The organism is Leucobacter luti (assembly GCF_019464495.1).
GTDB classification, from domain to species: domain Bacteria; phylum Actinomycetota; class Actinomycetes; order Actinomycetales; family Microbacteriaceae; genus Leucobacter; species Leucobacter luti_A.
This window is the reverse complement of record NZ_CP080492.1, coordinates 2,902,255-2,918,706: the sequence shown is the minus strand read 5'-3', so window position 1 is coordinate 2,918,706 and position 16,452 is coordinate 2,902,255. Positions and strand designations below refer to the sequence as shown.

Annotated in this window: 14 protein-coding genes; 6 read left to right on the top strand and 8 right to left on the bottom strand. The window is 65.5% G+C overall.

From position 1 onward, the window contains the following. Positions 1-87 precede the first annotated feature (87 nt). Positions 88-759 (top strand): FadR/GntR family transcriptional regulator, encoded by a 672-nt coding sequence (locus K1X41_RS13130; protein ID WP_220174799.1) that lies wholly within the window; start codon positions 88-90, stop codon positions 757-759. A gap of 169 nt (positions 760-928) precedes the next feature. Here the strand turns inward: K1X41_RS13130 and K1X41_RS13125 are convergent, their stop codons facing one another. Further along, positions 929-1,915: an endonuclease domain-containing protein gene (locus K1X41_RS13125; protein ID WP_220174798.1), complete on the bottom strand. Its 987-nt coding sequence runs from the start codon at positions 1,913-1,915 to the stop codon at positions 929-931. Positions 1,916-2,930: 1,015 nt separating this feature from the next. Continuing rightward, complete coding sequence (locus K1X41_RS13120; protein WP_133615753.1) at positions 2,931-4,232, bottom strand: PhoH family protein; 1,302 nt, start codon at positions 4,230-4,232, stop codon at positions 2,931-2,933. 408 nt (positions 4,233-4,640) lie between these two features. Here K1X41_RS13120 and mtnA point away from each other — a divergent pair, with 408 nt between their 5' ends. The 5 genes from mtnA (at position 4,641) to K1X41_RS13095 (ending at position 10,612) form a co-directional block, all read left to right on the top strand. Then, the gene (gene mtnA, locus K1X41_RS13115) at positions 4,641-5,702 is read left to right on the top strand and encodes an S-methyl-5-thioribose-1-phosphate isomerase (RefSeq protein WP_132202108.1); all 1,062 of its coding nucleotides are present in this window, start codon (positions 4,641-4,643) and stop codon (positions 5,700-5,702) included. Positions 5,703-5,753: 51 nt separating this feature from the next. Further along, positions 5,754-6,806 carry a BMP family ABC transporter substrate-binding protein gene (locus tag K1X41_RS13110; RefSeq protein ID WP_132202106.1) on the top strand — a complete coding sequence of 351 codons (1,053 nt, stop codon included), beginning with the start codon at positions 5,754-5,756 and terminating at the stop codon, positions 6,804-6,806. Positions 6,807-6,921: 115 nt separating this feature from the next. After that, a complete protein-coding gene (locus K1X41_RS13105; RefSeq protein WP_220174797.1) occupies positions 6,922-8,493 on the top strand; it encodes an ABC transporter ATP-binding protein in 1,572 nt (523 codons plus the stop codon). After that, on the top strand, positions 8,490-9,701 hold the full coding sequence (locus tag K1X41_RS13100) for an ABC transporter permease (protein ID WP_132202102.1): 1,212 nt from the start codon (positions 8,490-8,492) through the stop codon (positions 9,699-9,701). The genes K1X41_RS13105 and K1X41_RS13100 overlap by 4 nt, the downstream gene beginning before the upstream one ends. After that, positions 9,698-10,612 carry an ABC transporter permease gene (locus K1X41_RS13095; protein WP_132202100.1) on the top strand — a complete coding sequence of 305 codons (915 nt, stop codon included), beginning with the start codon at positions 9,698-9,700 and terminating at the stop codon, positions 10,610-10,612. The genes K1X41_RS13100 and K1X41_RS13095 overlap by 4 nt, the downstream gene beginning before the upstream one ends. Before the next feature lie 691 nt (positions 10,613-11,303). Here K1X41_RS13095 and K1X41_RS16240 read toward each other — a convergent pair. The 6 genes from K1X41_RS16240 to K1X41_RS13065 all read right to left on the bottom strand — a co-directional run bounded on the left by K1X41_RS16240 (position 11,304) and on the right by K1X41_RS13065 (position 16,302). Beyond that, a complete protein-coding gene (locus K1X41_RS16240; protein WP_463674515.1) occupies positions 11,304-12,227 on the bottom strand; it encodes a lysostaphin resistance A-like protein in 924 nt (307 codons plus the stop codon). Next, on the bottom strand, positions 12,227-12,697 hold the full coding sequence (locus K1X41_RS13085) for a hypothetical protein (protein ID WP_220174796.1): 471 nt from the start codon (positions 12,695-12,697) through the stop codon (positions 12,227-12,229). The genes K1X41_RS16240 and K1X41_RS13085 overlap by 1 nt, the downstream gene beginning before the upstream one ends. Then, positions 12,655-13,344, bottom strand: coding sequence for a DUF1648 domain-containing protein (locus tag K1X41_RS13080; protein ID WP_220174795.1), 690 nt, complete (start codon positions 13,342-13,344; stop codon positions 12,655-12,657). The genes K1X41_RS13085 and K1X41_RS13080 overlap by 43 nt, the downstream gene beginning before the upstream one ends. After that, positions 13,341-13,757: a GntR family transcriptional regulator gene (locus tag K1X41_RS13075; RefSeq protein WP_133615649.1), complete on the bottom strand. Its 417-nt coding sequence runs from the start codon at positions 13,755-13,757 to the stop codon at positions 13,341-13,343. Before K1X41_RS13075 ends, K1X41_RS13080 begins: the two co-directional genes overlap by 4 nt. Before the next feature lie 137 nt (positions 13,758-13,894). After that, a complete protein-coding gene (locus K1X41_RS13070; RefSeq protein ID WP_133615648.1) occupies positions 13,895-15,058 on the bottom strand; it encodes an acyl-CoA dehydrogenase family protein in 1,164 nt (387 codons plus the stop codon). Positions 15,059-15,099: 41 nt separating this feature from the next. Continuing rightward, positions 15,100-16,302: a CaiB/BaiF CoA transferase family protein gene (locus tag K1X41_RS13065; RefSeq protein WP_258566552.1), complete on the bottom strand. Its 1,203-nt coding sequence runs from the start codon at positions 16,300-16,302 to the stop codon at positions 15,100-15,102. Positions 16,303-16,452 lie beyond the last annotated feature (150 nt).

Here is a 16,452-nt window from a genome sequence, read left to right as displayed (position 1 = left end):
GTCTTTCCGGCGCGCACGCCACCCCAGTGACGTTACACGTCCAAACATCCAACGTCTACCCATCATGAAGGGACTATCATCGCATACATGACACTCGATCCGGTACAGCAGCGCTCACTGAGCGATCAGGTCGTCGAGCGACTCCGCGCCGAAATCGTGGAGGGCCGGTGGCAGCTCGGCGAACGGATCCCGCCGGAACCGGAGTTGATGGCGGAACTTGAAGTCGCCCGAGGCACGCTCCGCGAGGCGCTGCGCGCACTGCAGTATTCGGGCATGCTCGAGATTCGCAGGGGCGACGGCACCTTCGTGCGCGCGACAAGCGAGGTGCCCGGTGCACTGGCGCGCTCGGGAGGCAGCCTGCTTGATGTCCTGGAGGCGCGGAACACGCTGGAGCCGCAGCTCGCCCGCTTCGCGGCGGAGCGCGCCAATGCGGACGACATTGCGCGGATCACCGCGGCGCTTGCCACTCGCGCTGCTGCGTCAGATGAGGAGTGGGTCGACGCCGATGTCGCGGTGCACGAAGCAGTCGCACGAGCGGCGCACAATCCAATTCTGTTCGAGATCTACACGGCCCTCCTGCCGCTCCTCCATGAATCGATGCGGGCGGCGCAGTCCCAGGAGGGGTTCTGCCGCAACGAACCGCGCGGCCACGACGAGGTCCTTGCGGCGATCACACACCGCGATCCAGAGGCGGCTGCGGCGAGCGCCGCAGCGAATCTCGCGGCAACTGTCGAGTGGCACGAGGCGCTGACGCGCTAGGGCCTCGGTCCCCCGAGGTCGAAACTGATCCGCAGGCCGTTCTGGATGCGCGTGTACCGGAGACGGAGCGGCTCGCCCGGTCGCTGACGGCTACCGGCTTCGCGCGGAGCACGTGCGCCCCTGCCCCCGCCTCGCCCCCGCCTCGGACCCTGCGCTCAGCGTGCTTCGCTCAGCGTGCTGCGAGCAGCGCCTGGAATACGCCATCGGGCGGACGAAGCGGGACCCCGAGCGCATCCGCGATCCTGCCCGCCGTCGCCCGTGGGCGATAGAGCACATCGCGGCGCCGAAACCGCAACACCACAAACCCGGCATCATGCGCAGCAGCAAGTCGCTCGGCATCACGCTCGTACTGCTCATCGTTGGTGCGGTGTTGCTCCCCGTCGTACTCCACGAGAATCTTGCGCTCCAGGTCTCCCATATCGAATCTGCCGATCCAGCGCCCAGATGGGTCGTGTACGTCGATTTGCAACTCGAATACGTCAATCCCGTAGGCAATCAGCACGAGCCTGAGCAGTGTTTCCATTCGTGACTCCGATCCTGACCTCGCGAATTCGAGCGCCGCTCTGGCGCGCAGCACACCGGGCGTTCGTGCGCGCTGGGCCTCCGCTATCAGCTCCTCGTGCGTGGCCAGCGGGCCCGCACGAGCTCGAATGTTTGGACGCAGCAGGTGGTCCGCGGCCACCACGAGCTCGCGAACGCTGAGCAACGCCGCTGCCAGGGTGAAGGCGAGCAGTGGCGGCACTGTGCGGGCGCCTGTGCTCCGATCGATCCAGTGGGTGAATTCGCCGGAGTACGTGTGCCCGATGACACCGCGCACTTTCGATCGGCTGGCCGGACGCGGCACGATCGTGTGGACGTCGGGCGCCGCGCGAATCGGGCACCCCAGCAGGGCAAGCGCGGTGGTGTGGCTGAAGGCCTCACCAGGCCTGAGCCGCGGCACGAACTGCAGCGCGAGTGCTTGTGCGGCGCGCGCGGGGAAGAGGGCGGAGTCGGAGTTCGCATTCGCGCTGGTGCGCACCGTTCGCACGCCGGGAAACGGCGCAGCGAAGCGTGGGTGGCGCAGCGCATCTAGGGTGAGTCCGGCGGCAACGCCTTCGGAAACGTGGAACGCTCTGCCCGCAAGGTCTGCGGGGACTGGGGTGTGAGGCCAAGGCATGAGTCCAGTGTGGGTACTCGCGAACGCCAGAGGGCCGCGCACCTCGAATCTGTGGATAACCCCCAGCTGTGAGCGAAGTTTCGCGCGCGTGGCGTGGCGTCGTGCCCACCTCGCACACCCGTTTCATGGGTCGATTCTCGGGGCTTCAAGCTCCTGAAGGCCCAAAAATCGACCCATGAGCAGGAGGCGTGGCGAAGGAGGGGCAGGGGCAGGGAAAACAGGAGCTGGGAGGCACGAGGCAGGACGGGCACGAAGCACGAGACACGAGACACGAGACTCGAGACACGAGCACGAGCGGGGTTCTGGCAAGAGCGGGGTGGCACAGGGAGGGAGGATCCCTGAGCCCTTCGAAGACCACAAACCTCCCGGACGGCGAGGAGACTCTCTTAAGGCGAGTCGTTGGGCGCGAGGGCGCTGGCTCCCTAGGACCCATGGGTCGATTCTCGGGGCTTCAAGCTCCTGAAGGTCCAAATATCGACCCATGAACACGAGGGATGGCGAAGGAGTGGCAGGGGCACGAGACAGGACGGGCACGAGCGGGGTGGCACAGGCAGGGAGGATCCCTGAGCCCTTCGAGAAGCTCAGCCTCTCGGACAGCGAGGAGACTCCCACAAGGCGAGACGTTGGGCGCGAGAGCAGTGGCCGCTCAGGCTCATGGGTCGATTTTCGGGGCTTCAAGCTTCTGAAGGCCCGAAAATCGACCCATGAACAGGAGGGGCGGCGAAGGAGGGGCACGGCGAGCCAAGGAGGGGTAGCGAAGGAGGGGCAGGGATCACGCAGGATGGGTCCCGCAGTGCAGGAGGGCCGAAGAGCGGGCAGGAGGGCCGAGGAGCGGGAGGGAGGGCTTGCCAAGTAGGCAGCCTCCCAACCCACCAACTCAACCCGCCAAGCAGTCAAGCCAAGAAGCTAGCCCGCCAACCCAACCCGCCAAGCAGTCAAGCCAAGAAGCTAGCCCGCCAACCCAACCCGCCAAGCCAGCCAGCCACCCCAACCCGCTCAACCCACCAACCCGCGCCTAGTCGCCCAGCAGCTCGGTCACGAGAGCGGCGATGTCGCTGCGTTCCGAGCGCGTGAGCGTGACGTGACCGAACAGGGCGTGTCCCTTCAGTTTCTCGATCACCGCTGCGATGCCGTCGTAGCGGCCGACGCGCAAGTTGTCGCGCTGCGCGACATCGTGGGTGAGCACGACGCGCGAGTTCTGCCCGATCCGGCTGAGCATCGTCAGTAGTACACCCCGCTCAAGCGACTGCGCCTCATCCACAATCACGAAGGCGTCGTGCAGCGAACGCCCGCGGATGTGGGTCAGCGGCAGCACTTCCACGAGATCTCGCGCGACGACCTCATCAAGCACGTTCTGCGAGACGATGGAGCCGAGCGTGTCGAACACGGCTTGCGCCCACGGATTCATCTTCTCGGCGTGATCGCCCGGCAGGTACCCGAGGTCTTGCCCTCCCACTGCGTAGAGCGGGCGGAACACCATCACTTTGCGGTGCTGCCTACGTTCCAGCACCGCTTCGAGGCCTGCGGCGAGCGCGAGCGCCGATTTCCCTGTGCCAGCGTTTCCGCCGAGAGACACGATCCCGACGTTCGGGTCGAGCAGGAGGTCAATCGCCAGCCGCTGTTCCGCACTGCGCCCGGAGACTCCGAACACTTCACGGTCGCCGCGTACGAGGTGGAGTCCGCCCGGCCCGTCAACGCGTCCAAGCGCCGAGCCGCGCGGGGAGTGGAGCACCAGACCTGTGCCAAGCGGCAGGCCCTCTGCTGCGGCAACTCCGTCGATGCGCTCGGCTTCCCAGAGCACTCGCATCTCTTCTTCTTCGAGCTGCACCGTGGCCGTGCCGGTGAAGGAGTCATCGCTCGCGAGTTCGGCGCGGTACTCTTCGGAGCCGAGCCCGAGCGCCGCTGCCTTCAGCCGCATCGGCAGGTCCTTCGACACGACCGTGACGTCTACTCCCTCCCCCGCGAGGTTTTGCGCTACCGCGAGGATCCGCGTGTCGTTGTCGCCCAGCCGCATCCCGGAGGGCAGGGTGTCCATACTCGTGTGGTTCAGCTCAACTCTGAGCGTGCCGCCCGCCTCACCGACTGGCACCGGGAAGTCGAGCCGCAGGTGTGTGGCTCGCAGCTCATCGAGGATGCGGAGCGCGCGACGCGCAAAATACCCGAGTTCGGGATCGTGACGCTTCTTTTCCAGCTCGATCACCACGGCAACCGGCAAGACCACCGAGTGCTCGGCGAACCGGAATAGCGCGCCGGGATCGCTCAGCAGGACCGACGTGTCGAGCACGTAGGTCCGCAACCCCTGGTTAATGCCCGTGATCTGCTCGTGGGCGTCGCCGGCGGTGGGTGTGGGAACTGCTGCGAGAGTGTCAACTGCGGGGAGTGCGGGGTGATTCTTCTCGGCCACGATGGCTCCTCTGCCCCGGGGATGAAGCCCGGATCAGCGCGACGACCGTCCACTCCAATCGAGGTGGCTGGCCGCCTCGATCGGGCACCCTGCCCGATGGCACACACGCTACGCCTGGATCATGATGTTCACTGTAGAGACACGCGCAGAGCGGTGGTGAACGTTTTGTGACTGGCGGGTGGCGGGTGGGTTCCGTGCCCACTTCGCGCCGAGCTTGTACGCCGTCTAACGTGGTCTGACAAGATTCAGGTATTCTGATGGACGCGATACCGCATTCGGGGGACGGCTCGCAGCCCTCGGTGAGATTTGAAGGAGCACCGCATGCGCACGATCGACTGGGTTGATGGAGCGATTGAGCTCGTTGACCAAACGCTTCTTCCGCACCGCCTCGAACAGCGCAGGGTGACGGATCTGCCAGACCTCATCTCAGATATCCAGCGTTTAGCCGTGCGCGGAGCCCCCGCGCTCGGCGTGGCTGGTGCTATGGGTGTCGCGCTGATCGCCGCCAACGTTGCTGCTGGTGGAACGTCGGCGGACGGATCTGCTGCTGTCGCACTTGACCGCGACGAAGTTGTCCGACAAGCGCATCTCCTCCGTGAGGCGCGCCCCACGGCCGTCAACCTCTCTTGGGGTGTGGATCGCGCACTCACCCGCCTCGATGAGGGAGCAGCTGCGATCCTCGAAGAGGCGCTTGCGATCCGCGATGAGGACATCGCCGCTTGCATCTCAATGGGTCTGCGGGGAGCGGATCTCACGCGTGAGCTCACCGGCAAGGACCCCGTGCGGGTCATGACGATCTGCAACACGGGTGGTCTCGCCACTGTCGAGCGCGGCACCGCGCTCGGCGTGATCCAGACGCTGCTGGAGCAGGGCTCGCTCGCTGAAGCATTCCCGCTCGAGACTCGCCCGCTCCTGCAGGGAGCCAGGCTCACCGCCTGGGAGCTGCAGCGCATGGGCGCCCCGTTCCGTCTCCTCATCGACTCAGCCGGCCCGTTCCTGCTGTCGCGCGGGATCGCTGATGCCGTGTTCATCGGCGCCGACCGCATTGCGGCCAACGGTGATTCCGCGAACAAGATCGGCTCGTTCTCGCTCGCGCTCGCGGCGCAGCACGCCGGTGTGCCCTTCATCGTGGTGGCCCCGGAATCGACCGTTGATATGAAGACCGCGAGCGGCGCCGACATCGAGATCGAAGATCGCGGTGTCGACGAGGTGGCCGGCTTCGGCGGCACACGCACGGCACCAGAAGGCATCGGTGCAGTCAACCCGGCGTTCGATGTCACCCCCCACGAACTCATCACGGCAATCGTCACTGAGCGGCGCATCATCCGCCCAGGATCAGGCGAGACGCTCGCAACGGTTCCGCTCGAGCCGCTGCGCTCCTAATCTGTAGTTATCTCCCGATTCGCACTCCCGTCATATCCGAAAGGAACTCGAATGTTCTTCACCAAGCGCCGCGCCCGCGCGGCCCTCATTGCGGGCGCAGCTTCAGCTGCTCTGCTCCTCACCTCCTGCGCTGGCGGCAGCGGCGACGCTGCCGACTCCGGCGCTGATGGCCCTTCGTTTATCTACATCACGAGCGATCCGATTGGGCAGAACGAGTTCCTGAAGTCCGGCAAGGTCGGTATCGACGCTGTCGCGAAGACGTTCGAGGGCACTTCGAAGACCTACGAGTCGAAGGACGAGGCGCAGCGTCGCTCGAACCTTGAGGCAGCTATCGCAGTCGCCCCGGAGGTCGTCGTGATGCTCGGGTTCCAGTTCGGCGACGTCGCCAAGGAGCTCGCAGAGCAGAACCCGGGCCAGAAGTTCCTGCTCATCGACACCGCCGTCGAGGGTGCCCCAGAGAACCTCTACCAGGCGACGTTCCGCGAGCAGGAGCCCTCCTACCTCCTCGGCGTCGAGGCAGGACTGCTAACGCAGGCCAACAAGGTCGGCTCGGTCATCTCGGTCGACAACCCGCTCCTCAAGAAGTACTCCGACGGCTTCGCCGAGGGTGCCAAGAGCGTGAACAAGGACGTCGACACCGTGGCCCCGCAGGTCATCGGCGGCGACAACCCGTTCGCTGACACGGCTCGCGCCAAGGAGCAGGCACTCGCGTACGCGGGCACCGGCGTTGACCAGATGTTCGCCGTAGGCGCCGCTGCAAACGGCGGCATCATGGAGGCGGCAGCAGAGAAGGGCTTCTTCGCGTACGGCGTTGACGCCAACCAGTGCCCGATGGCTCCCGGCTCCGTCGTTGACGGCACCGTGAAGTCTGTGAACAAGGTCGTTGAGACTGTTGTTGGCGAGATCATGGACGGCAAGAGCTCGGCTGAGGCCACCACCTCGTTCGGCCTCAAGGAAGAGGGCATGACTCTGGTCAGCCTCACCGAGGGCGCCGCTGACTCACAGTGCACCGTCATGGAGAACGCTGACGTGCTCGGTCAGGTCACGCAGATCCGCGACGACATCGTGAGCGGCAAGATCAAGGTCACCGATCCTCTCGCGTAACCGGTAATGTCGTGGCCGGGAGCCGTCGCAACTGCGCGATGTCTCCCGGCCATGACGTTGACTCCAGCTCTCGCAGTCACCGCCCCAATTACTCCGCCGAACCGAAGGAGGCAGGATGCCCGTCGAGGTCTCCATGCGCGGCATCACCAAGCGCTTCCCAGGCGTGCTCGCCGACGACAACGTCGATTTCACCGTTGCAGCGGGCGAGATCCACGCGCTCATGGGTGAGAACGGCGCGGGCAAGTCAATCCTGATGTCTCAGCTCGCCGGCGTCATGCAACCTGATGAGGGCGAGATCTTCATTCGGGGCGAGCGCGTGAGCTTCGCTTCACCTCTGGATGCCATCGATGCCGGCATTGGCATGGTGTTCCAGTCATTCAAGCTGTTCCCCTCACTGACCATCGCAGAAAACGTGGTGTTCCGCAGCGAGCCGACGAAGCGCGGGCTCATTGATCGCCAGGCAGCCAACCGCAGCGTTGCGGAGATTGCGGATCGCTACGGCCTGCAGATCGACCCGACTGCCCGAGTCGACTCAGTGCCCGTGGGAGTCCTGCAGCGCGTCGAGATCGTCAAGGCGCTCTATCGCGACGCGAAAGTGCTCATCCTCGACGAGCCGACCGCTGTCCTCACTCCTCAGGAAACCGAGCGTCTCTTCGACGTGCTGCGCGCCCTCAAAGCTGACGGCCGCACCATCATCCTGATTACCCACAAACTCAACGAGGTCATGGCCATCTCGGATCGCGTCACCGTGCTCCGCGACGGCCGCAATGTTGCCGAACTGGTCACTGCGGAGAGTTCACCCGCCGAGATCACACGCCACATGACCGGGCGCGACGTCGATCTCTCCACACCCCCTCCAGCGCAGGCACCTGGCGACACCGCGCTTGACGTTCGCTCACTCACAGTTCCCGGATCCGGCGATCGCAATGCCGTCTCAGAGGCGAGCCTCACAGTGCGCGCAGGCGAGGTCGTCGGTATCGCGGGCGTAGCTGGCAACGGCCAGGTCGAACTGGCTGAGGCGATCATCGGAATGCGTCGCGTCTCCGCGGGCGAGGTCCACGTCAGTGGAGCGGATCTCAGCCGCGCATCAATTTCTCAGCGGCGCGACGGCGGGATCGCCTATGTGCCGGAAGATCGTCACGCCGTTGGTTCGGCTGGCGCTGCAAGCGCGATTGATAACCTCGCGCTCGGTCACCATCGAGCTTCTCCCATCTTGAGTCGCGGTCTGCTCTCGCGCGGCGCGATGGTCGAGCACGCGAAACGCCTCATCTCTCGGTTCGGCGTAAAAATCGCTGGCCCCTCCACCCCGGTCGGCACGCTCTCTGGCGGCAATCTGCAGAAGATCGTGGTTGCACGCGAGTTGGACTACCGTTCCCCAGTCCTGATCGCTGAACAGCCCACCCGCGGCGTCGATATCGGCGCGATCGAGTCGATCCACCGCGAATTGTGTGAGTACCGCGATGCCGGAGGGGCACTGCTACTGATCTCCGCAGAGCTCAGCGAGATCATGTCGCTGTCCTCGCGCATCTTCGTCATGTTTGAGGGCAGGCTCGTCGCAGAGCTGCCGCAGGCGGAAGCCACCGAAGCACTGCTCGGGCTCTACATGGCTGGGCACGAACCGGAGGCGCAGCACCGACCAGGAACTGGCACGATTCAGGCCGACTCGCACAAGGAGACCGCACGGTGAAAACTCTGAACAGCGTCGGCCGCTGGCTTGCCAGCCCGGTCCCGATCTCGGTGGTGCTCGCGCTTGTCATCGGCGCGTGCTTCATGCTCATTGCGGGGGTGGATCCGGTCAGCGGGTACGTCGCCATGGTCAATGGCTCCTTCGGAACTGGCGCGGGGATCGCGAGCACTCTGCAGCGTGCCGTACCCATCATCGGGATCGGCATTGCGATCGCCGTCGCATTCCGGGCCGGTGTACTGAACCTCGGCACTGAAGGCCAGGCCGGTCTGGGTGCGCTCGCAGGCGGCATCGTCGCGATCTACGTGCCGGGGCCCGCGGTGCTCATCGTTCCGCTCGCATTCATCGCGGCGATCGCGGTTGGCGCGCTCTGGGGCCTGATTACCGCCGTACTGCAAAACCTGCTGGGCGTCCCGATCCTCCTGTCGACGCTGTTGCTGAACTATCCAGCACGCTATTTCTCCTCATGGCTGATCCGGTACAAGCTCGATGAGCCGACTTCTGATCTCGTCGCGAGCGAGCAGGTGCGCCCCGAGATCCAGCTGTCGATGCTGGTGCCGCGCGACTCCGGCTTTGCTGAAACGCTGCGCAATACGCTGGGCGCGACCAACCCTGTCACGATGGTGCTCACCGGCGTGAACTGGTCGATTGTCGTGCTCATCCTCGTGGTGCTCGGTGCGATCTTTGTGAACCGTCGCACCCGGTACGGCTTCGAGTCTGGTCTGGCTGGGCAGAACGCCGAGTTTGTGCGCTACAGCGGTGTGAAGCCGGGCCCGCTCGTGCTGCGCACGATGGCCATCTCCGGTGGCCTCGCTGGCATGTTCGGCATGATGCTCATCATCGGCGCCCCGAGTACCCGCCTCATCGAGGGATACTTCATCCAGACGAACTTTGCCTGGACTGCCCTGCTCGTGACGCTCCTGGCACTGTACCGACCGGTCGGCATCGTCATCGCAGGCCTCTTCTTTGCCGCGATTATGGTGGGCAGCGACGCGATGGGCCGCGAGCTCGGGCTGTCACCTCAGATCGCCGCGGTGATCCAAGCGCTCGTCATCATTCTGCTGGCGTTCCGGGTGGCACTCCCCCGGTTCGGGAAGCGGAAGGCTGCAGAAATCGGCGGTGATCCCGATCCGGATCCCGGCGAGCACTCCACGCCTGTCCTTGCCCCGGTGAGCCCGGCATCCGCAGTTTCGAAGGGGGACGAGCGATGAACCTCCTCGATCTGTTCAATGAGGACCTCATTTCCTCGGTCCTCCGCTCACTGATCCCGATCCTGCTCGCGGCCCTCGGTGGCATGCTGGCTGAGCGGGTTGGCATCTTCAACATCGGCCTCGAGGGCATGCTCCTCGTCGGTGCCTTCGCCGGCGTCGCAGCGTCGTACTTCACGCACAACTGGGTGGTCGGCGTCATCGTCGCGATGCTCGCAGGCATGCTGTTCTCGCTGATCCTCGGCTACGGGGCGGTGTATCGGAAGGGCGATCCGATCGTGCTCGCGATCGCGATGAACATTCTCGCTGTCGGGATGACGAGCTTCTTGATTGTCGCTGTCTTCGACGTGCAGGGCGTGTTCCAGGATCCCGGCATCGATGGGATCCCGACGTGGCGAATTCCGTTCCTTGCTGACATTCCCTGGATCGGTGCGCTCTTCGCGCTCACTCCGCTCGGCTACCTCGCCTTGCTCCTCGTACCGACGCTCTGGATCGTCCTGTTCCGCACGCCGCTTGGCCTGCGGATGCGCGGTGTTGGCGAGCGTCCGCTCGCGGCCGCAACGATGGGCGTGAACCCGCAGCGATACCAGCTCGGTGCGGTCCTCGCGTCTGGCGCACTCGCCGGCCTCGGTGGCGCACAGCTCGCGCTCGGCAACGTCGTATTGTTCGGTGAAAATATGTCGGCGGGCCGTGGCTGGATCGCCGTGGTCGTCGTTATGCTGGCGCGTGCGCACCCCGTCGGCGTCCTCGGTGCGGCCCTGCTGTTTGGCTTCGCGGACGCCATTGGCTTCCGCCTCCAGTCGTTCGGCCTGCCGCAGCAGCTCACCGACGCGGGCCCGTACGTGCTCACGCTGCTCGTCCTGATCCTGATGAGCGGGCGCTTCCGCAAGACCCGTGAGGCGGCCGTCGCGTGAGCGCGGTGACGAATGAGCTCCGCTCCGGCGCCTGCGCAGCTTCCAGCGGCACTTCCAGCGGTACTTCCAGCGGAGGCACAGCGCTGGGTCGAGCGGCTCGGACTTGAGCCGCTCGAGCACGAGGCGGGCTGTTCCGCCAGATGCACTTGGACGCGCATTCGAGTGCGATCTATTACTTGCTCGCGGATCCAGATTTCTCCGCGCTGCACGCGCTCGGCTCCGTCGGGTCTACCACTGGTACGCTGGCGCGCCCCTGCGGCTGCTGCTCCTGCACCCGGACGGCCGAGCCGAGGGCGGCTGCTGGGGCGGATCCAGACTCGGCAGCGCACCCCGGCCAGCTTCCGCAGCTTGTCGTGCCTGCTGGCGTGATGCAGGGCTCCTCATCGCTCGGCGAGTGGAGCCTCATTGGCCAACGATGTCGCCCCCCTTCGAGTGGGAAGGCTTCGAGCTCGGCGACTGCGCAACGCTGCAGGAGCGCTACCGCCGCCGCCGAGCGCATCGCGGAGCTTACGCGGCCGGAGGGTGCTCCGGGTAGCGGGCGCCTGCGGGTTCTGCTGCGCCGGCGGGTTCTGCTGCGCCAGCGGAGCCTCTTGGATCGCCTGTGCCCCACGCGCCGGTGCGAGTTCTGGCTGCCTGTCCGCCGAGAACTGGCCGGTAAGCACGAGCATCACGATGACGATCGCGACCGCGATCAGCCGGCAACCCCGACGGGGACTACGAGCACGGGGTTCGGCTCGAACCCCGCAGCGATCCCCAGCAGGAAGATGGCTGCTGACGCGTTCAGCGCTCCGTGTGCGATCACCGCGGGCCACACCGACCCGGTGCGCAGCCGAGACCAGCCCAGCAGGATCCCCAGGCCACGCAGCCGATCACCATCAACGCGACACCGCGCCAGTCGGTCAGGCCGAAGTTGTAGCCCAGCAGGATCAGGGGCGCGTGCCACAGGCCCAGATGGCACCGGAGAGAATGAGCGCAGGCCAGGTGCCGAGCGGGCGCAGCGCCGGGAGCAGCCAGCCGCGCCAGCCGATCTCCTCACCAAAGGTGAAGATGCAGTTGAACACCGCGCCGAGGGGAATCGCGAGGAGTTGCAGCGCGACAATGAGGCCTGTTGGGGCAGCATCGCCGCCGCGCTCGCCGGGAGGGACGCTTCAAGCTGCTCGGCAAAGCCAGAGAACCCCACGAGATCCACTTCCAGCCAGCCCAACACCGCCGCAATCGCCACGCTGCCTGCCACGATCACGACCGGCGCGAACACCGCACCGATCATGAACCACACGATCCGCTTCGCGGGACGCAGCGGCCACATGCCGAGAAAGCGGAGCCGCTCGCCCCGTGGCGTCCTCGCAATGAACAGCGCCACGAGCGTTGCGAGCGCCGGTGTGAACATGATCGCCTGTGCGAGCGGGCCAAACAGCGCGGTGAAGGTCGGATCGCTTGGATCGCGCAGCCAGAGCGGCAATGCAATCAGCCACGCGAGCCCGAACGATACTCCAACAAAGAGCGCGACCGCGCCCCACGGCACCCGTGCTGGGACGTCAGGACGTGCTGGGACTTCAGGGCGTGCGCTGGAGGCTCCCGTCTCGTCTTCGGGCCTCGTCGGTGTGCTCGTGGTCATCAGCAGTCCTCTCCACCTGTGTCAGTTCCTTGTATAAGCTGGGCCTCCGCTGCCCGTGATGCGGCCGAGCTCAGCAGTGCGGCTGCCGTTTCAGCATCGTCTACGGTCACCACGAGAGTGCGCCCAGATCGGCGTGTGATGATGAGCGCTTCACCGGTGCGCAACACCAACGCAGTGGTCCCGGGGACGAAGCGCAGCCCCCACCCGCCATACTCCGCGAACGGCTGCACCTGCGTCACCGTGACCGTCGACACATCCGCGGCGGGTACGCGCACCGTGGGCCACCCGCAGAGTGAGCGAGCCACAAGACCGGATCCATCGACGCGGACCCGGAACACCGTCATCGGGAGTGCAACCATGGCAACGAACACCAGGGTGCCAGCCATGATCCACCCACCGACGGGATCCGCGAAAAAGACGAGGACCGTCATCGTGGCAAGCAGCAGGAACGCAGCTCCGACGGTCCACACGAATGAGCGTGCGGCGCGTACGTCGCGCACCCAGACCGCGTGCTCGGTCGACGCGAGCGAGGCGCTTCCGCGCCCCCACCCTGCGCGGCGACGCTCTGCAGCCGCGGTTGCGCGAAGTATGCCAGCACACTGACGGCGACCGCAGCGACGCTTCCTCCCACGAGAACCCCCAGCGTTGAGCCGGTGTCTCGCGCATCGGCGGCATCAAGCTGCACCCAGCTCGTGCCAATCCCGATACTCGCAATGAGTACCACAGAGCCGAGCACCACCGCCGGGATGAGGCGGTAGGAGGAGGCTCGCGAGGGCGCACCGGTGTGCTGTCGGCCGCGGGCAAGCTGTGTTGCCTGGATACAGGAGATTCCAGTCAGCATGAGGCCGATTCCCGGCAGCATGAGCGCGTTGACCCACGGTGAATCGAAGCCGTCTGGTTCCCCGGACAGACCCCAGTGCACAGCAGCCGGATCGGGCATCCGGGGCAGCCAGAGGAGCATGATTCCGGTCATCGCGAGCGTGATGCTCAGTGGCAGATACAGTCCGGTCCACCGCGCTGCGCGGCGAGCACGGTCGAGGGAGGCGCGATCAGCCTCACTGTGATCATGCGCAGCCGGCTCCGAGGAGCGCAGGGGCAGAGCCACCGGCTCTCTCATGCGGCCTCCCTGTGCGACTCGGCAGTGGCTACGCCCCTCCCGAGTGGTGCTGGCGGCACAGGAGCGGGCGTGGTCGTAGCCACGACGGACGCGAGCAGCGCAGGCGAGACGCCCAGTGACGCGGCGTGCGCTACGAGCGCGGCGACTTCACCTCGGAGCTCCGCAACAGCGCCCGCCGCCGCAGTGATCACCGCGCCTCGACGCCGTTTCAGGTCAACGAGCCCCTCATCGCGCAGCAGCTGATACGCACGCAAGACCGTATGCACGTTGATCTCGAGCCCGGTCGCGACCTCGCGTGCTGGCGGCAGCACTTGCCCAGGACCCACTCGCCCACTCGCGATGTCCTCGCGGACAGAATTCGCGATTTGCGTATACAGCGGTAACTCACTTGCTTCGTCGATCCGTACCAGCACAGTACCCTCCCTCGATCGCGGTTAATTCTACTCTAATGCGAACTAATATGCGCAGAGGAGAGAAACGCGGATACGCAGCAGGGGCGCAGGCGAGCGGTCGCGAGACCACACCACCTGCGCCCCTGGCGCCGTCGAGGCTAGAACGCGGCGATACCCGTCAGCGCGCGACCGATGACGAGCTGGTGCACTTCATCAGTGCCTTCATAGGTGCGCACGGACTCAAGGTTCGCCATGTGACGCATCACCGGGAAGTCGCTCGTGATCCCGTCGCCGCCGAGGATCGAGCGGCAGTTACCGGCAATCTTGATGGCTTCCCGGACATTGTTGAGCTTGCCGACTGAGATCTGATCGTAGGACAGCGTGCCAGCATCCTTGAGGCGACCAAGGTGCAGCGCGAGCAGCATGCCCTTCTGGTACTCGAGGAACATATCCGCGAGCTGAGCCTGGATAATCTGCTTGGATCCGATCGGGGAGCCGAAGACTTCCCGTGTCTGCGAGCGCTCAACGGCCACCTCGAGGCAGGAGCGCGCGGCCCCCATGACACCCCAGGCAATGCCGTAGCGTGCCTCGTTCAAGCACTTGAACGGAGCGGAGAGACCCTTCGCGCCCGGCAAGATTGCGTCAGCGGGCAGACGCACATCAGTAAGCTCAATCTCAGTCTGCAGCGAGGCGCGCATTGAGAGCTTGTTCTCGATCGCGGTGGCCTTGAACCCGGGGGTCTCGGTCGGGACAACGAAGCCGCGGACCACGCCTTCTTCGTCCTTCGCCCAAATCACGCCGACCTGCGCGATCGTCGCGAGACCGATCCAACGCTTCTTCCCGTTGAGCACCCACTCGTCGCCGTCGCGACGCGCGTTCGTGAGCATCGTGTTGGGATCGGATCCGCCCTGCGGTTCCGTGAGCCCGAAAAAGCCGACAGCCTCGCCACGCCCCATCGCGGGGAGCCACTCCTGCTTCTGCTCCTCCGAGCCAAACTTGTAGATTGCCCCCATGGCAAGCGAGCCCTGCACGGAGAGCGCGGTGCGGAAGCCGGAGTCGACAGCCTCGAACTCCATCGCGACGAGACCGTAGGCGACTGACGAGGCGCCCTTCAATCCGTAGCCGTTCATGTACATGCCGAAGGCCCCGAACTCCCCCACCTCGGGCAGCAGCTCAACAGGAAGTCGGCGATCCTCGAATGCCTGATCAATAATCGGGGCGATCCGGGTCTGCGCGAATTCGCGGGCTTTCAGCTGCCACTCGCGCTCTTCTTCCGTGACGAAGTCGGCGACATTAAACAGCTGGTCGATCGTGGTGGTCATGATGCTCCTTGTGTGCTGGGGAGGGTGCGCAAACTACGGGATTAGGAAAGCGGGCGCCAGGCGGCATCCTGATGCTCACCGACGCCGGGGGGCGGTGCGCTGTACTGTGCCGGCGTACCAGAAAGGGCGATCGGTAGCGCAACCGAGCGGAGCGTGTGTGCGGTGCCGTCCGGCGCGACCGCAGGGGTCTCTGCGACGGGATCAAGTCCGAGTGCATCAGCGAGCTCGAGCGCCTGCGCAATGGTATTCACACGGCCCGCCGGGATGTTCGCCGCGGTGAACGCTGTGATCCACTCCTCAGCGGTCTTCGTGCGCAGCGGTACTTCGAGCGCCGCGCGGAGCTCGACCCGGTGGGCCACGCGCTGCGGGTTGCTGGTAAACCGATCATCACTCGCGAGCTCCGGGACACCGAGCACTTCGCAGAGCCGCGCGAACTGGCCGTCAGTTCCGACCGCGAGCGCGATGGCCTGGTCCGAGGCGTCAAGCGTCTCGTACGGGGAGATTGAGGGGTGCGCATTGCCCATACGTGTGGGAGAAACGCCGGTCTCGAGCGTCGAAGAGGCCTGGTTCGCGAGCGCGGAAAGCAGCGAGCCGAGCAAGGTCACCTTCACGTGCTGACCCCGGCCCTGCGTGGGCGACTCCACGAGGTCCCTCGCGCGCAGCGCAGCCTGAATGCCGATCACAGAGTTGAGGCCGGTGAGAATATCGACGAGCGCGACGCCGACTTTCGTGGCCTCGCCATCCTGCTGACCCGTGATGCTCATGAGGCCGCCAACAGCCTGCACCAGCAGATCGTAGCCAGGCAGATCACGCCCCTCGGTGTCGCCGAACCCGGAGATCGAGCAGTACACGACGCCGGGGTTATCCGCAGCGACGCGCTCGTAGCCGAGCCCGAATTTCTCCATCGTGCCCGGTTTGAAGTTCTCAATCACGACGTCTGCGGTGGTAGCAAGCTCGCGGGCCCTGGCGATGCCATCGGGATCCCGCAGGTCACACACGACGGAGCGCTTCCCACGATTCACACCGGCGAAGTAGGTGCTCTGCCCAATCGCATTCGTTGGGGGGTTCCACTGTCTGGTGCCGTCACCCTCTGGACTCTCGATCTTGATCACGTCGGCGCCGAGATCCGCCAGAATCATCGTCGCGTGCGGGCCGGCGAGCACCCGAGAGAAATCAGCGACCCGGATCCCGGCGAGTGCGCCAGCCGGTTGTGCCTCCTGAACAGACTCCGTCTGGTGGTTCACGTGCTCCCCGTCCGTTCGTGGCATGAGCCGCCCCAACTGGGCGGTGGCGGTCGGTACTGCACCGCTGATGTGGCCAGTGTACGGGTGTTTCACCGCTACACGAAGCGCCTCATTGCATAGGGAGCACGATCTTACCTGTGCAAGAATTGC